Raw genomic sequence first — 17,912 nt, 5'->3', positions numbered from 1 at the left:
CGGCGGATCGCCGGATCCGGCGTGGGGGGCCATGGACCGCTTCGTGTCCAATTTCACCAACAGGCTGGATGCGAAGGGGCGCGTGTCGATCCCGGCGCCGTTCCGGGCCGTGCTGGCGCGCGACGGCTTCGAAGGGCTCTACGTGCATCCCTCGCTCGACCTGAAGGCTTTGGACGCGGGCGGCAATGCGCTTCTCTCGGACATCGACCGCCTGCTGGAGACGCTGTCGCCCTATTCGGACGAGCGGGACGGGCTGGCGACGGCGCTGCTTGGGGTGAGCGAGGTGCTGAAGGTCGATTCGGAAGGCCGCGTCGTGCTGACGGAGAGCCTCAAGACCTATGCGGGCGTCAGCGACCAGGTGACCTTCGTAGGGCAGGGAAGGAAGCTGCAGATTTGGGAGCCGGAGCGGTTCCGCGCGCACCTCGACCAGGCCCGCGCCACGGTGCGCGAACTGAAGCGGCGGCTGGAGCAGACCACCTCGCGCGAGCCGGCCTCGTGATGGCCCGGCGCGACCGGCGGCCCGAGCGGGGCGTCGACGAGGACGCTCGGCCGCACAACCCCGTCATGCTCGCCGAGGTCTTGGAGGCGCTCGCGCCCGTCGACGGCGAAATCTATTTCGACGGCACGTTCGGAGCCGGCGGGTACACCCGCGCCATTCTCGAGGCGGCCGACTGCCGCGTGATCGCGACCGACCGCGACCCGACCGCGATCGCCGCCGGCTACGACATGGTCGCGGCCTTCAAGGGCCGGCTGACACTGGTCGAAGATCGGTTCTCCAACCTCGCGCATGTGCTGGACCAGCTCGGGATCCCGGAGGTCGACGGCGTCGTGCTCGACGTCGGCGTCTCCTCCATGCAGCTCGACCAGGCTCCGCGCGGGTTCTCGTTCCGGAAGGACGGGCCGCTCGACATGCGCATGGGCGGGGAGGGGCCGAGCGCGGCTGACCTCGTCGCCGATCTCGGCGAGAAGGAGCTCGCCGCAATCCTGAGGACGCTCGGAGAGGAGCGTCGCGCAGGCGCGATCTCGCGCGCCATCTGCGCCGCGCGCGAGGCGGAGCCCATCGTCACCACGCTGCGCCTCGCCGACATCGTCGAGAGCGTGCTCGGCAAATCCTACGACGGCGTCCACGCCGCGACCCGCACCTTCCAGGCGCTTCGCATCGCGGTGAACGACGAACTCGGCGAGCTCGGGCGCGCGCTGTTCGCCGCCGAGAGCCGGCTGAAGCCTTCAGGGCGACTCGTCGTGGTGTCGTTCCACTCGCTCGAGGACCGGATCGTGAAGACGTTCCTCGCCGACCGCACCCGCACGCTGCCCGGCGGCTCGCGCCATATGCCGGCCGCGGCGGTGCCGCCTGCGACGTTCACGGCGCTGTCGCGCGGCGTCGTCAAGCCCGGCGCGGACGAGACGAGCTCCAACCCCCGCGCGCGCTCCGCCCGGCTTCGCGCCGCGGCGCGCACCGAGGCGCCCGCCCGCGGCGGCGACGCCTTCGCCTTCGGCGTGCCGCGGCTGCCGGTCGGCGGCCATGAGGGAGGCGCGTCGTGAAGATCGCCCGCGTCCTGAACGTCATCGCCATCGCCGCCCTGGTCGGGGCCGCGGTCACGGTCTACCGCATCAAGTACGACGCCACGCTGCATTCCGAGAACGTCGCCAAGCTGAAGCGCCAGATCGCCGCTGAAAACGACGCCATCGCCGTTCTGAAGGCCGAATGGGCGTTCCTCGCGCGGCCGGATCGCGTGCAGGCGTTCTCCCGGCGCCACCTTGAGCTGAAACCGCTGCAGAGGGCGCAGACCATCAAGCTCGCCGCGCTGCCGGCGCGCCCGGCGCCGGTCGACGAGATCGGCAACAAGCTTGAGGCGCTCGGCCTGATGGGGGCGGACGCGAGCATCGCGGTCGAGACCCCGGCCGCGGCGGCTGCCAAGAAGGCCGCCCCGCCCGCGCCCGCGAAGAAAGCGACGATCGCGGTAAAGCCGGCCTCCCAGCTCAAGGCGCCGACCAACCGTCCGCAGCCGAAGCCGCTGTCGACGCCGCGACCCGGCCAGCCGCTGAACATCACCGATTTCCTGCGTCAGAATCCGGGGCTGATCCGATGACCCGAGACCAGCTTCAGAACGGCGTCGCCACGGGCGCTTCGGCCGCGCTCCGTGGGCTTGGGCGCTTAGGTCGACGGTCTGGACGAGCGGGACTCGCCGGCGCGCGTCTCGGGGCCTCCGGCGCGAAGAAGCTGTTCTTCCTGCTGGTCGGCAAGGGGGAGGGGCTGGGCCTCACCGGCGGGCGGCTGCGCATCGCGATGCTGGCGTTCGGGTGCCTTTATCTCGCGATCGTCGGCAGGCTCGTACATTACGCCGTCGCGCCCGAGGTCGGCGCGGTCGCGCGGCTCAGCGCCGCGGTCTCCGCCAACGCCCGGCCGGACATCGTCGACCGCAACGGCCAGGTGCTGGCGACCGACATCAAGGTGTCGTCGCTCTACGCTGAGCCGAAAAACATCATCGACGTCGACGAGGCGGTGGAGCTGCTGAGCGGCGTCCTGAAGGACCTTGATCGCGACGACCTGCGCGCCAAGCTCTCGACCAGGAAAGGCTTCGTCTGGCTGAAGCGCGAGATCTCGCCGGCCGATCAGGTCGCCGTGTTCCGCCTGGGCATCCCGGGGGTCGGCTTCCTGCAGGAGAACAAGCGCATTTATCCAAACGGCGACGTGGTCGCCCATGTGCTCGGCTTCGCGGACGTCGACAACAAGGGCATCGCCGGTATCGAGAAGTACCTCGACACGTCGGGCAAGACCGCGGAAGCCGCGGCGGCCGCGGGCGCGGGCGGGCGTCTGGAGCCGATCGCCCTGTCGCTCGATCTGCGCGTGCAGCACGCCGTGCGCGACGAGCTCAAGGCGGGCATGGAAAAGTTCAAGGCGATCGCCGCCTCCGCCGCGATCGCCGACGTCGAGACCGGCGAGATCGTCAGCCTGGTGTCGCTGCCCGACTACGATCCGAACCGCCCGACGGACGCGCTCAAGCCGGACCGCATCAACCGCGTCAACGTCGGCGTGTTCGAGATGGGCTCGACCATGAAGGCGCTGACCATCGCCATGGGCCTCGACTCCGGCAAGTTCAACCTGCAGAGCCGGATGGACGCCCGGAGCGCGCTCGCCTACGGCCGCTTCCGGATCAACGATTTCCATCCGCAGCGCCGCATCCTGAACGTGCCCGAGACCTTCATCTACTCGTCGAACATCGCGACCGCCCGCATCGCGCTCGGCATGGGCGTCGACGCCCACAAGGCGTTCCTCGCCAAGATGGGGCAGCTCAACCGCCTGCAGACGGAGCTGCCGGAGAGCTCGCGTCCGATCCTGCCGCCGCGCTGGGGCGAGCTGAACACCATCACTATCTCCTTCGGCCACGGCCTCGCGATCGCGCCGATCCAGTCGGTGATGGCGGTGAGCGCGCTCGTGAACGGGGGTCTTCTGATAAAGCCGACGCTGATGAGGCGGACCGCGGAGGAGGCCCGCTCCAAGGCGGTGCGGGTGATCAAGCCGTCGACCAGCGTCGCCATGCGCTACCTCATGCGTCTCAACGCCGAGCGCGGTTCGGCGAAGAAGGCGGACGTCCCGGGCTATCGCGTCGGCGGCAAGACCGGCACGGCGGAAAAGGTCGTCGGCGGCCGCTACTCCAAGACGAAGAACCTTACGGCTTTCACCGCCGTGTTCCCGATGGACGCGCCGAAATACATGATGCTCGTGGTGCTCGACGAACCGAAGGCGCTGCCCGAGACCCACGGCTTCGCGACCTCCGGCTGGAACGTGGTGCCGGTCGGCGGCAAGATGGTCGAGCGGGTCGCTCCGCTGCTTGGCGTCGAGCCGGTCTACGACGCGCCCCCGGCCAACGACCTGCTCGCCTCCACCGGCATGGCCGTGGGCGGCGTGCAATGACCGAGCCGCGCGCGCTCGGCGACCTGCTCCCGGCGCTCGGACTTGAGGCCGACCTCGCCGCCACCCCGATCCTCGGCGTGAGCGCGGACAGCCGGGCCGTCAAGCCCGGCTTCCTTTTCGCGGCTCTCGCCGGCGCGAAGACCGATGGCAAGCGGTTCGTCGGCGCGGCGGTCGCGAACGGCGCGGCCGCAGTGTTGGCCGACGCTGACTCGGGCGTCGAAGCCGGGGTTCCAGTCATCCCCGTGACGGACGCGCGCGCGACGCTTGCCCGAATCGCCGCCCGGTTCCATCCGCGCCAGCCCGAGATCGTCGCCGCCGTCACTGGCACCAGCGGCAAAAGCTCGGTCGTCACCTTCCTCAGCCAGATCTGGGCCGCCGCCGGCCATCAGGCCGCGAGCCTCGGCACGCTGGGCGTCACCAAGCCGTCCGGCGCGACCTACGGCTCGCTCACGACCCCCGATCCGGTCGCGCTGCACGCGACGCTGGATGCGCTTGCCGGGGAGGGCGTGACCCACCTTGCGATGGAGGCGTCGTCGCACGGCCTCGACCAGAAAAGGCTTGATGGCGTTAACCTTAACGCCGCCGGCTTCACCAATCTCTCACGCGACCACATGGATTATCATCCGACCGTCGCGCATTACCGCGACGCCAAGCTGCGGCTGTTCAGCGAGCTGCTGCCGACCGGCGGCGCGGCTGTGGTCTGCGTCGACGGCGCCGATTCGGCGTGGTTCTGCGAGGCTGCGAAGGCGAGGGGCGTGCGCCTCATCACCGTCGGGTTCGGCGGCGAGACGCTGAAGCTCAAATCCGTGGCGCGCGACGGCATGGCGCAGATTCTCGACATCGAACACGAGGGCGGCCGGCGCACGATCCGGCTTCCGCTCGCGGGCGACTTTCAGGCGGCGAACGCTTTGACCGCCGCGGGCCTCGCGATCGGGACCGGCGTCCCGACGGAGGTCGCGCTCGCGGCGCTCGAGGCGCTCGATGGCGTGCCGGGCCGTGTCGACTTCGTCGGCGAGCGCAACGGCGGCGCGGTGTTCGTCGACTACGCCCATAAGCCCGACGCGCTGGCCTCGGTCCTCGCGGCCTTACGGCCCTTCGCCAAGCGGCGGCTGATCGTCGTGTTCGGCGCAGGCGGCGACCGTGACGCCGGCAAGCGCCCGCTGATGGGCGAGGCGGCGGCGGCCGGCGCGGACATGGTCATCGTCACCGACGACAATCCGCGGTCCGAAGACCCCGCCACGATCCGCGCCGCCATTAGGGCCGCAGCCCCCGGAGCGCGCGAGATCGGCGACCGCGGGCTCGCGATTCGCACTGCGGTATCTGAGTTACAGCCCGGCGACGTTCTGCTCGTCGCCGGCAAAGGTCACGAAACGGGCCAGATCGTGGGGGATCGGACGCTTCCGTTCTCGGATCACGACGTGGTGCGGGACGCTCTTCAATCGGGGGAGACCGCCGCGTGACCACGGCGAACATGTCAGCGGAGCCGCTCTGGAGCGCGCCTGAGCTCGCTCTGGCGACCGCCGGTCGCGTCGCCGGCCGCGCCGAACAGCCGGTGACCGGCGTATCGATCGACAGCCGCACGGTCGCGCAGGGCGACATGTTTTTCGCCATCAAGGGCGACGTCCATGACGGCCACAAGTTCGTGGCCGACGCGCTCTCGCGGGGCGCGGCGATCGCGGTGATCGACAAGGCGCACGCCGCCGAACTTGCTCAGGTCGGGCCGCTGCTCGTGGTCGACGACGTCCTCGGCGCGCTGGTCGCGACCGGGGTCGCGGCGCGCGCCCGTTCGCGCGCCAAGATCGTCGCGGTGACGGGCTCCGTCGGCAAGACCAGCACCAAGGAGGCGCTGCGTCTTGTGCTCGGCGCGGATGGGCCGACCCACGCCTCCGCCGCCTCCCACAACAACCATTGGGGCGTGCCGCTGACGCTGTCGCGGCTGCCGAAGTCCGCCGCCTACGGCGTGTTCGAGATCGGGATGAACCATCCCAACGAAATCCGGCCGCTCACCAAGATGGTTCGGCCGCATGTGGCGATCGTGACCAACGTCGAGCCCGTGCATCTGGCGGCGTTCGACGGCGTGGAAGGCATCGCCGACGCGAAGGCCGAGATCTTCGAAGGGCTCGTCCGCGGCGGCCACGCCGTGGTGAACCGCGACAATCCGCATTACGAGCGGCTGAAGGCGGCGGCGACCGCCGCCGGCGCCGCCGTCTGGAGTTTCGGGGAGCACGTCTCCTCCGACGCGCGTCTCGACCGTGTCGCCTTGAAGCCGGGCGAAGCCTGCGTCGCCGCCACCGTCCTGGGCGACCCGGTGACGTTCAAGATCGGCGCGCCCGGACGCCACCTCGTTCAGAACGCGCTCGCCGTGCTGCTGGCGACCAAGCTCGCCGGCGCGGACCTCGCGCTCGCGGCGTTGGCGCTGGCGAAGTTCACGGCCCCCGCCGGTCGGGGCAAGCGCTACGAGCTCGCCGCGCCGGGCGGCGCGGTGACGCTGATCGACGAGAGCTACAACGCTAACCCCGCCTCGATGCGCGCGGCGCTCGCGCTGCTCGGCCAGACGCCGGTGGGCGCGTCCGGACGGCGGATCGCCGTGCTCGGCGACATGCTCGAGCTTGGCGCCACCTCGGCGGAGCTTCACGCGAAGCTTGCGGAGACCATCGCGGCGGCCAAGATCGATCTGGTCTTCACGGCGGGTCCTCTGATGCGCGCCCTGCACGACGCGCTTCCCGAGCGGCGCCGCGGCGGCTGGGCGGACAGCGCCGCGGAGATCGAGGTGAAGCTGGTCGACCGCATCCGCGGCGGCGACGCCGTCATGCTCAAGGGCTCGAACGGCTCGAAGCTCGGTCCGGTCGCGACGGCGCTGCGCGCCCGGTTCGCGCCGGCCTCCGATGACACCATTACGGCGGTAACCGTCTGATGCTCACCTTCCTCGCCGAGTTCTCCTGGGCGTTTCCGGGCCTGAACCTGTTCCGCTACATCACGTTCCGCACCGGCGGCGCGGTCATGACCGGCGCGCTGTTCGTGTTCCTGTTCGGGCCGTGGATCATCTCGCAACTCAGACTGAAGCAGGGCAAGGGGCAGCCGATCCGAAGCGACGGCCCGGCGACGCATCTCACGAAGCGCGGCACGCCCACCATGGGCGGTCTGATGATCCTGTCGGGCCTTGTCGCCACCGTGCTGATCTGGGGCAACCTGTCGAACCCGTACGTCTGGATCGTGCTGCTCGTGACGATCGGCTTCGGCGCGATCGGCTTTTACGACGACTACCTCAAGGTCACGAAGCAGACCCACGCCGGCTATTCCGGCAAGGCGCGGCTTGCGATGGAGGCGGCGATCGCGGGCGTCGCCGTGTTCGCGATCATGCAAGTCGGCCAGGCTGGTTTTTCGAGTTCTCTGGCGTTTCCGTTCTTCAAGAATCTGTTGCTCGATCTGGGCTTCTTCTTCATCGCTTTCGGCGTAGTGGTGGTCGTGGGCGCCGGCAACGCGGTGAACCTCACCGACGGCCTTGACGGGCTTGCGATCGTGCCGGTGATGATCGCGGCCGCGAGCTTCGGCGTGATCTCCTACCTCTCCGGCAACGCCGTGTTCGCCGACTACCTGCAGATCCACTTCGTCACCGGCACCGGCGAACTCGCAGTGGTCTGCGGCGCGGTGATCGGGGCGGGCCTCGGCTTCCTCTGGTTCAACGCGCCTCCGGCCCAGATCTTCATGGGCGACACCGGCTCGCTCGCCATGGGCGGCATGCTGGGGACGATCGCCGTCGCCACCAAGCATGAGATCGTCCTCGCCATCATCGGCGGCCTGTTCGTGCTGGAAGCGGTGTCGGTGATCGTGCAGGTCGCCTCGTTCAAGCTCACCGGTAAGCGCGTGTTCCGGATGGCGCCGATCCATCATCATTTCGAGCAGCTCGGCTGGTCGGAGCCTCAGGTCGTCGTTCGCTTCTGGATCATCGCCGTGGTGCTGGCCCTCGTCGGCCTCGCCACGCTGAAGCTGCGGTGAGCGCGATGACGGGCTCGACGTCGGTTCGCGCGCCGGAAAGCGTCGCGCACTTCGGGTCTCCGGCGGACGGCGGCAGGTCCGCTGCGGCGGAGGCGACGACTGCGCCCTTCGGGGAGCCCTCGTCCAGCCGGGGCAGCGGGCCGGCGCGGGAAATCGCCATCGAAGCGGCTTCGGGCGGGCAGGGGCTCATGCTCTGGATTTCCCGCGCGCGGCGGGGGCTCGCCTCGTGACGCCCGCGACCGCATTCGCCGGCAGGCGCGTCGCCGTCTTTGGCCTCGGCGGGTCCGGGCTGTCGACGGTGCGCAGCCTCGTCGCCGGCGGAGCCGCCGTGCTCGCCTTCGACGATTCCATGGACGCCGTCGCGAAGGCGGAGGCCGAAGGCCTGCCGACCGGCGACCTGCGCGCCGCGGATTTCGGGACTTTCGACAGCCTCGTGCTCGCGCCCGGCGTGCCGTTGACGCACCCGGCGCCGCACTGGTCCGTCCAACGCGCGCAGGCTGCGGGCGTCGAGATCATCGGCGACGTCGAGATATTCTGCCGCGAGCGTCGCGCGATCGCTCCGGACGCGCCGTTCGTCGCGATCACCGGCACCAACGGCAAGTCGACGACCACCGCGCTGATCGCGCATGTGCTGCGCTCGGCCGGCTGGGACGTCCAGATGGGCGGCAACATCGGCGTCGCCGTGCTCGACCTAGCGCCGCCCGCCGCGAACCGCGTGCATGTCGTCGAGTGCTCGTCCTACCAGATCGACCTCGCGCCGACGCTCGATCCCACCGTCGGCGTCATGCTGAACCTGTCTGAGGACCATCTCGAGCGGCATGGCGCGATGGAGAACTACGCTGCGATCAAGGAGAGGCTGGTCGCGCGCTCCGGGACCGCCGTGGTCGGTCGCGACGACGCGTTCGCGCGCGCCATGGCCGAACGCATCGGCGGCGAAGGCGGCCGAGTCGTCGCGATCTCCGAGACCGACCCGCTGAATCTGTCGCGGGCGCGCGCTTTGCGCGGGGCGCACAACGTCCAGAACGCCTCCGCGGCGCTGGCGGCCGCGCGCGCGCTCGGCCTCCCGGACGAGGCGACCTTCGACGGCTTCGCGAGCTTTCCGGGCCTCGCTCACCGCATGGAGGAGGTTCCGGGCCCGGGCCGGACGACCTTCATCAACGACTCCAAGGCGACCAACGCCGACAGCGCCGAGAAGGCGCTGGCGTCGTTCGAAAAGGTGTTCTGGATCCTTGGCGGCAAGCCGAAGACCGGCGGCGTCGAGGCGCTCGTTCCGCTGTTCGGGAGAGTGACGAAGGCCTACCTGATCGGCGAGGCGTCGGCGGCGTTCGCGAAGACGCTGGCAGCGCATGGCGTTCCGCACGCCGAGCTCGGAACGATCGAACGCGCGACCGAGGCGGCGGCGTCGGACGCCGAAGCCTCCGGCGAGGCCGAGCCCGTGGTGCTGTTCTCGCCGGCCTGCGCTTCCTTCGACCAGTTCCGCAATTTCGAACAGCGCGGCGAGGCGTTCCGCAGGGCCGTGCAGGCCCTCGACGCACGATGAAGGCGGGGGCGCGATCCGGCGATGGTCGGATTTCGTTAACCCTAATCGTCTCATGCTGCCGCATCGCGCGCGCCGTGGCGGACGACGCGTCGCGTCGGATTGGAGTAGGCGGATGATCTCCCGCGCGGAACGAACCGTTTTCGGCGAATGGTGGTGGACCGTCGACCGCGCGCTGCTCGCGGCGGTGGGCGCGCTCATGGTGCTCGGCGTCGTGCTGTCGCTCGCGGCGTCGCCGCCGGTGGCGGAGCGCATCGGCCTCGACGACATGTTCCACTTCGTCAACCGGCAGGTGATGTTCCTCGTGCCGGCGCTGGTCATCATGATCGGCATCTCGTTCCTGAGCCCCAACCAGGCCCGACGGCTCGCCTGGATCGCCTTCCTCGGCGGGCTGATGGCGCTCGCGGCCACCCTCGTCATCGGCATGGAGATCAAGGGTTCGCGGCGCTGGCTGCAGGTCGGCTCGTTCGGCGTGCAGCCGTCGGAGTTCGTGAAGCCCGCCTTCATCGTCATCGCGGCGTGGCTGTTCGCCGAGGGCGCGGAGCGCCGCGACATGCCGGGGCACATCCTCGCGACGCTGCTGCTGGGCGCGGTCGTCGGCCTGCTCGTGCTGCAGCCCGACCTCGGCCAGACCGTGCTCGTCACCGCGGTCTGGGGCGCGCTGTTCTTCCTTGCGGGCCTGCCGTGGATCTGGGTCGTCGGCCTCGGCGGCGCCGGCGTGTTCGGCCTGCTGACCGCCTACCAGCTGCTTCCGCATGTGGCGCGCCGCATCGACCGCTTCATGAATCCGGAGACCGGCGACACCTTCCAGATCGACCGCGCGACCGACGCCTTCATGCAGGCCGGGTGGTTCGGCAAGGGGCCGGGCGAGGGCACGGTCAAGCGCATCATCCCGGACGGGCACACCGATTTCATCTTCGCGGTGACGGCCGAGGAGTTCGGCATCGTGTTCTGCATCGCGATCGTCTCGCTCTACGCCTTCATCGTGCTGCGCGGGCTGTGGCACGCGCGCCGGGAGCAGGACGGCTTCGTGCGGCTCGCGATCGCCGGGTTAACGATGCTGTTCGGCCTGCAATCGGCGATCAATATGGCGGTTAATCTTCACCTGATGCCGGCGAAGGGCATGACGCTGCCGTTCATCTCCTACGGCGGCTCGTCGATGCTCGCGCTCGCGCTCGGCATGGGCATGCTGCTCGCGCTCACCCGGCGCCGGCCGCGCACCGACACGCTCGCGAACGAGATCGCCCGCCATGTCCGGCACCAGGGGCGGCTTCCGGTCGGCGCCCGCGCATGAGCGACCGGCCGATCCTGCTGGCGGCCGGCGGCACCGGCGGCCACCTGTTCCCCGCGGAGGCGCTGGCGATCGAGCTCGCCCGGCGCGGCGTCGCCGTCGAGCTGATCACCGACGAGCGCGCGCTCGCCTACGCCAAGCACTTTCCGGCCCGCGCGCTGCACGCGACGCCCGCCGACACCATCCGCGGCTCCGGGCTCGCGGCCTACGCCAAGCTCGGGCTGACGCTCGCCCGCGGCGTCGCCCGCAGCGCGGGGATCATCCGCCGGGTGCGGCCGGCGGCCGTGGTCGGCTTCGGCGGCTACCCGAGCTTCCCGCCGCTCGCCGCGGCGAAGCTCGTCGGCGTCCCCGTCATCCTGCACGAGCAGAACGCGGTCATGGGCCGCGCAAACCGCATGCTGGCGAAGTTCGCCACCGCGATCGCGACCGGCTTTCCGACCGTCGCCGGCCTGCCGGAGGGCGCCCGGCCGGTCCATGTGGGCAATCCGGTCCGGCCGCAGGTGCTCGCCGCGAGCCGCGTCGCCTACCAGACGCCCGTCGGCGAGCAGCCGGTGCGCCTGCTGGTCTTCGGCGGCAGCCAGGGCGCCCGCGTCATGTCCGAGGTCGCGCCGCTCGCCATCGCGAAACTGCCCATCGAGCTGCGCTCGCGCATCCGCGTGACCCAGCAGGCGAGGCCCGAGGACCTCGAGGACGTGCGCCGCGCCTACGCCGCGGCCGGCGTCGAGGCCGCGCTCGCGACCTTCTTCGACGACATGCCGGCGCGCATGGCGCTCGCCCATTTCGTCATCGCCCGCGCCGGCGCGTCCACGGTCGCCGAGCTGTCGGTGATCGGGCGCCCGTCGATCCTGGTGCCGCTGCCGCACGCGCTCGACAACGACCAGCTCGCCAACGCCAACGCGCTCGCCATGGCGGGCGGCGCGGTCGTGACCGCGCAGAGCCGCTTCACGCCGGACGCGCTGGCCGACGAGCTCAGCGTGCGGCTTAACGATCCCGAAGCGCTCGCCGCCTCCGCGGCCGCCGCGCGGCAGGTCGGCAAACCGGATGCAGCCGCGCGCCTCGCCGATGTGGTATTGGCCACCGCCCGTCTGGCGTCCGCCGCCCCGGCGGTCGCCGCACCCCCCGCATCCTGAACCACCGGCTCCGCGCATCCCCATGAAGCTTCCCCGCGACATCGGCCCCGTCCACTTCGTCGGCATCGGCGGCATCGGCATGTCCGGCATCGCGGAGGTGCTGGCGAACCACGGCTACAAGGTCCAGGGCTCGGACGCCGCCGAAAGCGCGAACGTCAAGCGGCTGCGCGAGAAGGGCATCGAGGTCGTCATCGGCCATGCGGCCGAGAACCTCGGCGAGGCCGAGGTCGTGGTGGTGTCCTCCGCCATCAAGCGCGGCAATCCGGAGCTCGCCGCCGCCCGCGAGAAGCGGCTGCCGGTGGTGCGGCGCGCCGAGATGCTGGCCGAGCTGATGCGGCTGAAGACCTGCGTCGCCGTCGCCGGAACCCACGGAAAGACCACGACCACCTCGCTGGTCGCGACCCTGCTCGACGCGGGCGCGATGGACCCGACCGTGATCAACGGCGGCATCATCAACGCCTACGGCACCAACGCCCGCATGGGCGAAGGCGACTGGATGGTGGTCGAGGCCGACGAGAGCGACGGCACCTTCCTCAAGCTGCCGGCCGACGTCGCGGTCGTCACCAACATCGACCCCGAGCATCTCGACCATTTCGGCACCTTCGACGCCATCAAGGCGGCGTTCCGCACCTTCGTCGAGAACGTGCCGTTCTATGGTTTCGCGGTCATGTGCCTCGACCATCCGACGGTGCAGGAGATGGTCGGCACGATCGAGGACCGCCGGGTCGTGACCTATGGCGAGAACCCGCAGGCGGACGTGAGGCTGCTCGACGTCGACCTCCGCGGCGGCGTCGCGAAGTTCCGCATCGTCATCCGCGACCGCAAGTCGGGCGCTGAAACGCGCATCGACGACCTGACGCTGCCCATGGCGGGGCGCCACAACGCGCTGAACGCCACCGCCGCCATCGCCGTCGCCCATGAGCTCGGCGTCTCGGCGGAGCAGATCCGCACCGGGCTCGCGCGCTTCGGCGGCGTCAAGCGCCGCTTCACCCGCACCGGCGAGTGGAACGGCGTCTCGATCTTCGACGATTACGGCCATCATCCTGTGGAAATCTCGGCCGTGCTGAAGGCCGCGCGCGCCTCCACCGACGGACGGGTGATTGCGGTCGTGCAGCCGCACCGCTATTCGCGACTCCATGCGCTGTTCGACGGCTTCTCGAGCTGCTTCAACGACGCCGACACGGTGATCGTCGCCGACGTCTACGCCGCGGGGGAGCAGCCGATCGAAGGCGCGGACCGCGATGGGCTGGTCGCAGGCTTGCGCGCCCGGGGGCACAGGCATGTGACGCCGCTCGAGGCGCCGCAGGCGCTGGCCGGGGTCGTCGCGAGCATCGCCCGGCCGGGCGATTACGTCGTTCTGCTCGGCGCCGGCACGAGCACCTACTGGGCCGCCGCCCTGCCGGACGAACTGGCGGCTCTGACAAGAGGAGAGGGCGCATAATGCCCCAGTTGGGAAGAACGCAGTTTGGAGAGGGGCGGCGCTCCCGCACCCGGACGCAGCAGATGGCCGGGTGGATCCCGGACACGGCGATCGAGCCGGTCATGGCCGCGCCGGTCCCGGACGTCGTCGACCTCGACGCCCCCGACGAACAGGCGACGCGCCGGGTCGAGGCGCCGCTGTCGCTCAGGGCCCGCCGCCGGTGAGCGAACTCGCCGCGAAGCTCCGGGCGGCGATGCCCGAACTCCGCGGCAGGCTGGTCGCCGACCAGCGCCTGGCCGACCTCGCGTGGTTCCGCGTCGGCGGCCCGGCCGAGGCGCTGTTCACGCCCGAGGACGAGGACGATCTCGCCTACTTCCTGGAGCGAGCGCCGGCGGACGTTCCAGTGACGCCGATCGGCCTCGGCTCGAACCTTCTCGTCCGCGACGGCGGGCTGCCCGGGGTGACCGTGCGGCTCGGACGCGCCTTCGCCGGCATCGCGCCGGCGGGCGGCGCAAGGCTGAAGGCGGGCGCCGCCGCGGCCGACAAGCGCATGGCGATCGCCGCCCATGAGGCCGGCATCGGCGGCTTCGCCTTCTACGCCGGCATTCCCGGCGCGATCGGCGGCGCGCTGCGCATGAACGCCGGCGCCAACGGGACCGAGACCTCCGACCGCGTGGTCGAGGTCTATGGCGTCGACCGCTCGGGCCGGCGGCGCACGCTCTCGAAGGCCGAGATGGGCTATTCCTACCGCCATTCCGCGGCGCCGGCCGACGTGATCTTCACCGGGGCCCTGTTCGAGGGCGCGCCGGCCGAGCGCGACGCCATCCGGGCCGAGATGGACGAGGTGCTGCGGCATCGCGAGTCCACCCAGCCCGTAAAGTCGCGCACCGGCGGCTCGACCTTCAAGAATCCGCCCGGCCACGCCGCCTGGAAGCTGATCGACCAGGCCGGCATGAGAGGGTTTTCGGTCGGCGGCGCGCAGGTTTCGGAGATGCACTGCAACTTCCTGCTCAACACCGGCGGCGCCGTCGCTTCCGACATCGAGACGCTGGGCGAGGAGATTCGCCGGCGGGTGCGGGAGACCTCGGGCGTCGAGCTCGAGTGGGAGATCAAGCGGATCGGGGTCGCGGCCTGACGGAAGCCGCGCTCTTGCCCCGGCCTTGAGCCGGGACCCAGAACCGCTGCGTTCGAATCTGGAAGCGCGCCGTTCGGCAGCGCCTGTTCTTGGAAATGTCCGCGCGTCTGGGTCCCGGCTCAAGGCCGGGACAAGAGGTCGAGCTTCGGGAAACACACATGTCCAAGCACGTCGCCGTCCTGATGGGCGGCTGGTCCTCAGAGCGGCAGGTCTCGCTCTGGTCGGGAGCCGCCTGCGCCAAGGCCTTGGAAGGCGAGGGTTTTCGCGTCACGCCGATCGACGTCGGCCGCGACCTCGCCGACGTGCTGGCGAAGACCCGGCCGGACGTGTGCTTCAACGCGCTGCACGGTCGGTTCGGCGAGGACGGCACCGTGCAGGGCCTGCTGGAGATCATGGGAATCCCCTACACGCACTCTGGCGTGCTGGCCTCGTCGCTCGCCATGCACAAGGAGCGCGCGAAAACGGTGATGGCCGCAGCGGGGGTTTCGGTGCCCCGCGGCAAAGTGGTCACACGAGAAGAAGCGGCGGCCGGTCACGTTCTGACGCCGCCTTACGTTCTCAAGCCTGTCGACGGCGGATCGTCGGTCGGGGTGCTGATCGTTAACGAAGACCACGCCCACCCGCCGCAGGAGCTGACCCGAGGGGACTGGGCCCACGGCGATCTGCTGCTTGCGGAGAATTTCGTGGCTGGCAAAGAGCTTACCTGCGCCGTGCTCAACGGCGAGGCGCTCGACGTCATCGAAATCGTGCCCGGCGAGGGCTGGTACGACTTCGACGCCAAGTACGCGAAGGGCGGTTCGCAACACGTCCTGCCCGCGAAAATTTCATCCTTTGTTTACCAAGAGGTCCGAAAACTGGCTGTCGCGGCGCACCACGCTCTCGGGTGCCGCGGGGTCAGCAGGGCCGATTTCCGTTTCGACGACCGCGAAGGCGGAACGGGAGAGCTCGTCTGCCTCGAAGTGAACACGCAGCCTGGCATGACGGAGACGTCGCTCGTGCCGGAACTCGCCGCTTATGCCGGCATGGGGTTTGGTGAGCTTGTTCGATGGCTAGTGGAGGACGCCTCCTTAGATCGCTAGAACGCCCCGCGCCGCCCGCCGGCGGGCGCGGCCCGGCGCAGCGCCGGACCACGGTGTTCAAGACCGGGCCGAACATGCGCAAGGTCGGCGAGAACGCCCGCCAGCCGCGCCCCGACCTCGACGACGTCCATGAAGTGATCGGCGCGAGCCGCTGGTCCGCCTTCCGTTTCCGCTTCGAGCGCATCGTGCGCCGCCGCCGGGTCGGCGTGGCGCTGTCGGCGCTGCTCTACGCCGCCACCGGCCTCGTCGGCATGATCGAGGGCGGGCACTGGCCGGCCGTCCGCCACGAGATCGAGAATCTGCACGTCACGGTCGCGAACGCCGTCGGCTTCCGCGTCGTCGCGGTCGCGACCGAGGGGCAGAACGCGCTGACCGACGACGAGGTGCTGCTGGCGCTCGGCGTCAAGGACGACACGGCGCTGCCGTTCCTCGACGTGAAGGCCGCCCGCGAGCGCCTTATGGCGAATCCGCTGGTTGCCGACGCCACCGTCCGCAAGCTCTATCCCGACCGCGTCACCGTGCATCTGGTCGAGCGCAAGCCGTTCGCGCTCTGGCAGCACGACGGCAAGGTGCAGATCCTCGCGGCCGACGGCACCCCGATCGACGAGTTCCGCGACTCGCGCTTCGCGCATCTGCCGCTGGTCGTAGGCCCCTCCGCCAACCTGAAGGCCGGCGCGCTGCTTGAGGCGCTCGCCTCCGCGCCGCTGATCCGCGAGCAGACCTACGCCGCGGTGCTCGTCGCCGAGCGGCGCTGGAACCTGCGCCTGCGCTCCGGCGTCGAGGTCAAGCTTCCGGAGCTCGGCTTCGCCGCGGCGCTGACGCGGCTGGAGCAGGTCCAGACCCGCGACGACCTGTTCGGCAAGGGCGTCACCGCCGTCGATCTGCGCGATCCGAAGCGCCTCGTGGTCCGGCTGACCCCGGAGGCCGCGGAGACGCTCGCCGAGGCCGAGAAGGCCGCGGAGAAGGCCAGGAAGAAGGCGGGCGGGGCATGAGTCAGGCGTTCCCCTACGGCGTCGTTCCCAAGATGCGGCCGCTGCCGTCGCGGCGGGCCGTCGTGGTGTCGGTGCTCGACGTCGGAACCTCGAAGGTCGCCTGCCTGGTCGCCCGGCTGAAGCCGGTCGAGCCCGGCGACGCGCTGCCCGACCGCTCCCATCTCGTCGAGCTGATCGGCGTCGGCCACCAGCGCTCGCGCGGCGTGAAGAACGGCCAGATCGTCGACATGGACGCGGCCGAGCAGTCGATCCGGCTCGCGGTCGACGCCGCCGAGCGCATGGCCGGCGTCCAGATCGAGAGCGTCATCGTGTCGGTCTCCGCCGGCCGGCTGTCGAGCGAGACCTTCCACGCCGAGGTCGGCATCGCCGGCCGTCCGGTCGAGGACCGCGACATCCGCCGCGTGCTGCAGGCGGGCTGCGTCCACACCGTGCGGCCGAACCGCACCGTGGTGCATTCGATCCCGACGGGCTTCGGCCTCGACGCCACCCGCGGCGTGCGCGATCCGCGCGGCATGGTCGGCCAGCATCTCGGCGTCGACATGCACATCGTCACCGCCGAGGGCGCGCCCTTGCGGAACCTGATGCTCTGCGTCGAGCGCTGCCATCTGCATGTCGAGACCATGGTCGCCGCCCCTTACGCGGCCGGCCTCGCGGCGCTCGTCGACGACGAGAGCGAGATGGGCGTCACGCTGGTCGACATGGGCGGCGGCACCACCTCGGTCGCGGTGTTCCAGGGCGGCGGCTTCGTGCATTCCGACGCGGTCGCGCTCGGCGGGCGCCACGTCACCCTCGACCTCGCGCGCGGGCTCTCCACCAGCCTCGACGAGGCCGAGCGGCTGAAGACGCTGCACGCCAGCGTGTTCCCCTCGATCGCCGACGAGCGCGAGCAGCTCGCGGTCACGCCAGTGGGCGAGAGCGAGCTGGAGGCCGCGAGCTACGTGCCGAAGTCGATGATCGTGAAGATCGTCAAGCCGCGGGTCGAGGAGATCCTCGAGCTGCTGCGCGACCGGCTGAAGGCCTCCGGCTACGCCTCCGAGGCGCGCCGGGTCGTGCTCACCGGCGGCGCCTGCCAGCTCACCGGCGTGCCGGATCTCGCGCGCCGCATTCTCGACCGGCCCGTCCGCATCGGCCGCCCGCTGGGCGCCCGCGGGCTGCCCGAGGCGGCCAAGGGGCCGGCCTTCGCGGCGCCGGTCGGACTACTGGTCTTCCCGCAAGTCGCGGGACTGGAGCACGTCGACCCGAAGCGGATGCGCCGCGGCGGGCAGACGCAGAAGGACACCTACATCCACCGGGTCGGCCGCTGGCTGAAGGAGAGCTTCTGATGGGCGGCGCGGCGGCCGCCGATCGGAAAGGGGCCTTGCGCGCCCCCCGAACGCCGAAACTGCGATTGGCAAATGTGCCGGGACGGCGCGACAA

At 70.6% G+C, this 17,912-nt stretch carries 16 protein-coding genes; all 16 read left to right on the top strand.

Annotated elements, in window-relative coordinates; translation table 11 throughout:
- The first annotated feature begins 31 nt into the window (after positions 1-31).
- The 16 genes from PKE78_RS15720 (at position 32) to ftsA (ending at position 17,818) form a co-directional block, all read left to right on the top strand.
- Positions 32-499, top strand: coding sequence for a division/cell wall cluster transcriptional repressor MraZ (locus PKE78_RS15720; RefSeq protein WP_271201843.1), 468 nt, complete (start codon positions 32-34; stop codon positions 497-499).
- Positions 499-1,542, top strand: coding sequence for a 16S rRNA (cytosine(1402)-N(4))-methyltransferase RsmH (rsmH, locus tag PKE78_RS15715; protein WP_271201842.1), 1,044 nt, complete (start codon positions 499-501; stop codon positions 1,540-1,542). Before PKE78_RS15720 ends, rsmH begins: the two co-directional genes overlap by 1 nt.
- Positions 1,539-2,090, top strand: coding sequence for a cell division protein FtsL (gene ftsL / locus PKE78_RS15710; RefSeq protein WP_271201841.1), 552 nt, complete (start codon positions 1,539-1,541; stop codon positions 2,088-2,090). Before rsmH ends, ftsL begins: the two co-directional genes overlap by 4 nt.
- The gene (locus PKE78_RS15705) at positions 2,087-3,916 is read left to right on the top strand and encodes a peptidoglycan D,D-transpeptidase FtsI family protein (protein ID WP_271201840.1); all 1,830 of its coding nucleotides are present in this window, start codon (positions 2,087-2,089) and stop codon (positions 3,914-3,916) included. Before ftsL ends, PKE78_RS15705 begins: the two co-directional genes overlap by 4 nt.
- Positions 3,913-5,376 (top strand): UDP-N-acetylmuramoyl-L-alanyl-D-glutamate--2,6-diaminopimelate ligase, encoded by a 1,464-nt coding sequence (locus PKE78_RS15700; RefSeq protein WP_271201839.1) that lies wholly within the window; start codon positions 3,913-3,915, stop codon positions 5,374-5,376. The genes PKE78_RS15705 and PKE78_RS15700 overlap by 4 nt, the downstream gene beginning before the upstream one ends.
- 11 nt (positions 5,377-5,387) lie before the next feature.
- Positions 5,388-6,830, top strand: a complete 1,443-nt coding sequence (locus tag PKE78_RS15695) for a UDP-N-acetylmuramoylalanyl-D-glutamyl-2,6-diaminopimelate--D-alanyl-D-alanine ligase (RefSeq protein ID WP_271202006.1) — start codon at positions 5,388-5,390, stop codon at positions 6,828-6,830.
- Entirely contained in the window at positions 6,830-7,912 is a 1,083-nt protein-coding gene (gene mraY / locus PKE78_RS15690) for a phospho-N-acetylmuramoyl-pentapeptide-transferase (protein WP_271201838.1), read from the top strand. The genes PKE78_RS15695 and mraY overlap by 1 nt, the downstream gene beginning before the upstream one ends.
- 226 nt (positions 7,913-8,138) lie before the next feature.
- Positions 8,139-9,452 (top strand): UDP-N-acetylmuramoyl-L-alanine--D-glutamate ligase, encoded by a 1,314-nt coding sequence (gene murD / locus PKE78_RS15685; RefSeq protein WP_271201837.1) that lies wholly within the window; start codon positions 8,139-8,141, stop codon positions 9,450-9,452.
- Positions 9,453-9,564: 112 nt separating this feature from the next.
- Positions 9,565-10,743, top strand: a complete 1,179-nt coding sequence (ftsW, locus tag PKE78_RS15680; protein ID WP_271201836.1) for a putative lipid II flippase FtsW — start codon at positions 9,565-9,567, stop codon at positions 10,741-10,743.
- Positions 10,740-11,870 (top strand): undecaprenyldiphospho-muramoylpentapeptide beta-N-acetylglucosaminyltransferase, encoded by a 1,131-nt coding sequence (murG, locus tag PKE78_RS15675; protein WP_271201835.1) that lies wholly within the window; start codon positions 10,740-10,742, stop codon positions 11,868-11,870. The genes ftsW and murG overlap by 4 nt, the downstream gene beginning before the upstream one ends.
- Positions 11,871-11,892: 22 nt before the next feature.
- Positions 11,893-13,311: a UDP-N-acetylmuramate--L-alanine ligase gene (gene murC / locus PKE78_RS15670; protein ID WP_271201834.1), complete on the top strand. Its 1,419-nt coding sequence runs from the start codon at positions 11,893-11,895 to the stop codon at positions 13,309-13,311.
- 62 nt (positions 13,312-13,373) lie between these two features.
- Positions 13,374-13,514: a hypothetical protein gene (locus PKE78_RS15665; RefSeq protein ID WP_271201833.1), complete on the top strand. Its 141-nt coding sequence runs from the start codon at positions 13,374-13,376 to the stop codon at positions 13,512-13,514.
- The gene (gene murB / locus PKE78_RS15660) at positions 13,511-14,425 is read left to right on the top strand and encodes a UDP-N-acetylmuramate dehydrogenase (protein WP_271201832.1); all 915 of its coding nucleotides are present in this window, start codon (positions 13,511-13,513) and stop codon (positions 14,423-14,425) included. Before PKE78_RS15665 ends, murB begins: the two co-directional genes overlap by 4 nt.
- Positions 14,426-14,583: 158 nt before the next feature.
- Positions 14,584-15,504, top strand: coding sequence for a D-alanine--D-alanine ligase (locus tag PKE78_RS15655; protein ID WP_271201831.1), 921 nt, complete (start codon positions 14,584-14,586; stop codon positions 15,502-15,504).
- A 53-nt stretch (positions 15,505-15,557) separates the two neighbouring features.
- Entirely contained in the window at positions 15,558-16,496 is a 939-nt protein-coding gene (locus PKE78_RS15650) for a cell division protein FtsQ/DivIB (RefSeq protein ID WP_271201830.1), read from the top strand.
- Entirely contained in the window at positions 16,493-17,818 is a 1,326-nt protein-coding gene (ftsA, locus tag PKE78_RS15645) for a cell division protein FtsA (RefSeq protein ID WP_271201829.1), read from the top strand. Before PKE78_RS15650 ends, ftsA begins: the two co-directional genes overlap by 4 nt.
- Positions 17,819-17,912 lie beyond the last annotated feature (94 nt).

The organism is Methylopila turkensis (assembly GCF_027922325.1).
GTDB classification, from domain to species: Bacteria; Pseudomonadota; Alphaproteobacteria; order Rhizobiales; family Methylopilaceae; genus Methylopila; species Methylopila turkensis.
Note: the sequence above shows the minus strand (reverse complement) of the source record. Positions and strands in the feature narration are given on the sequence as shown.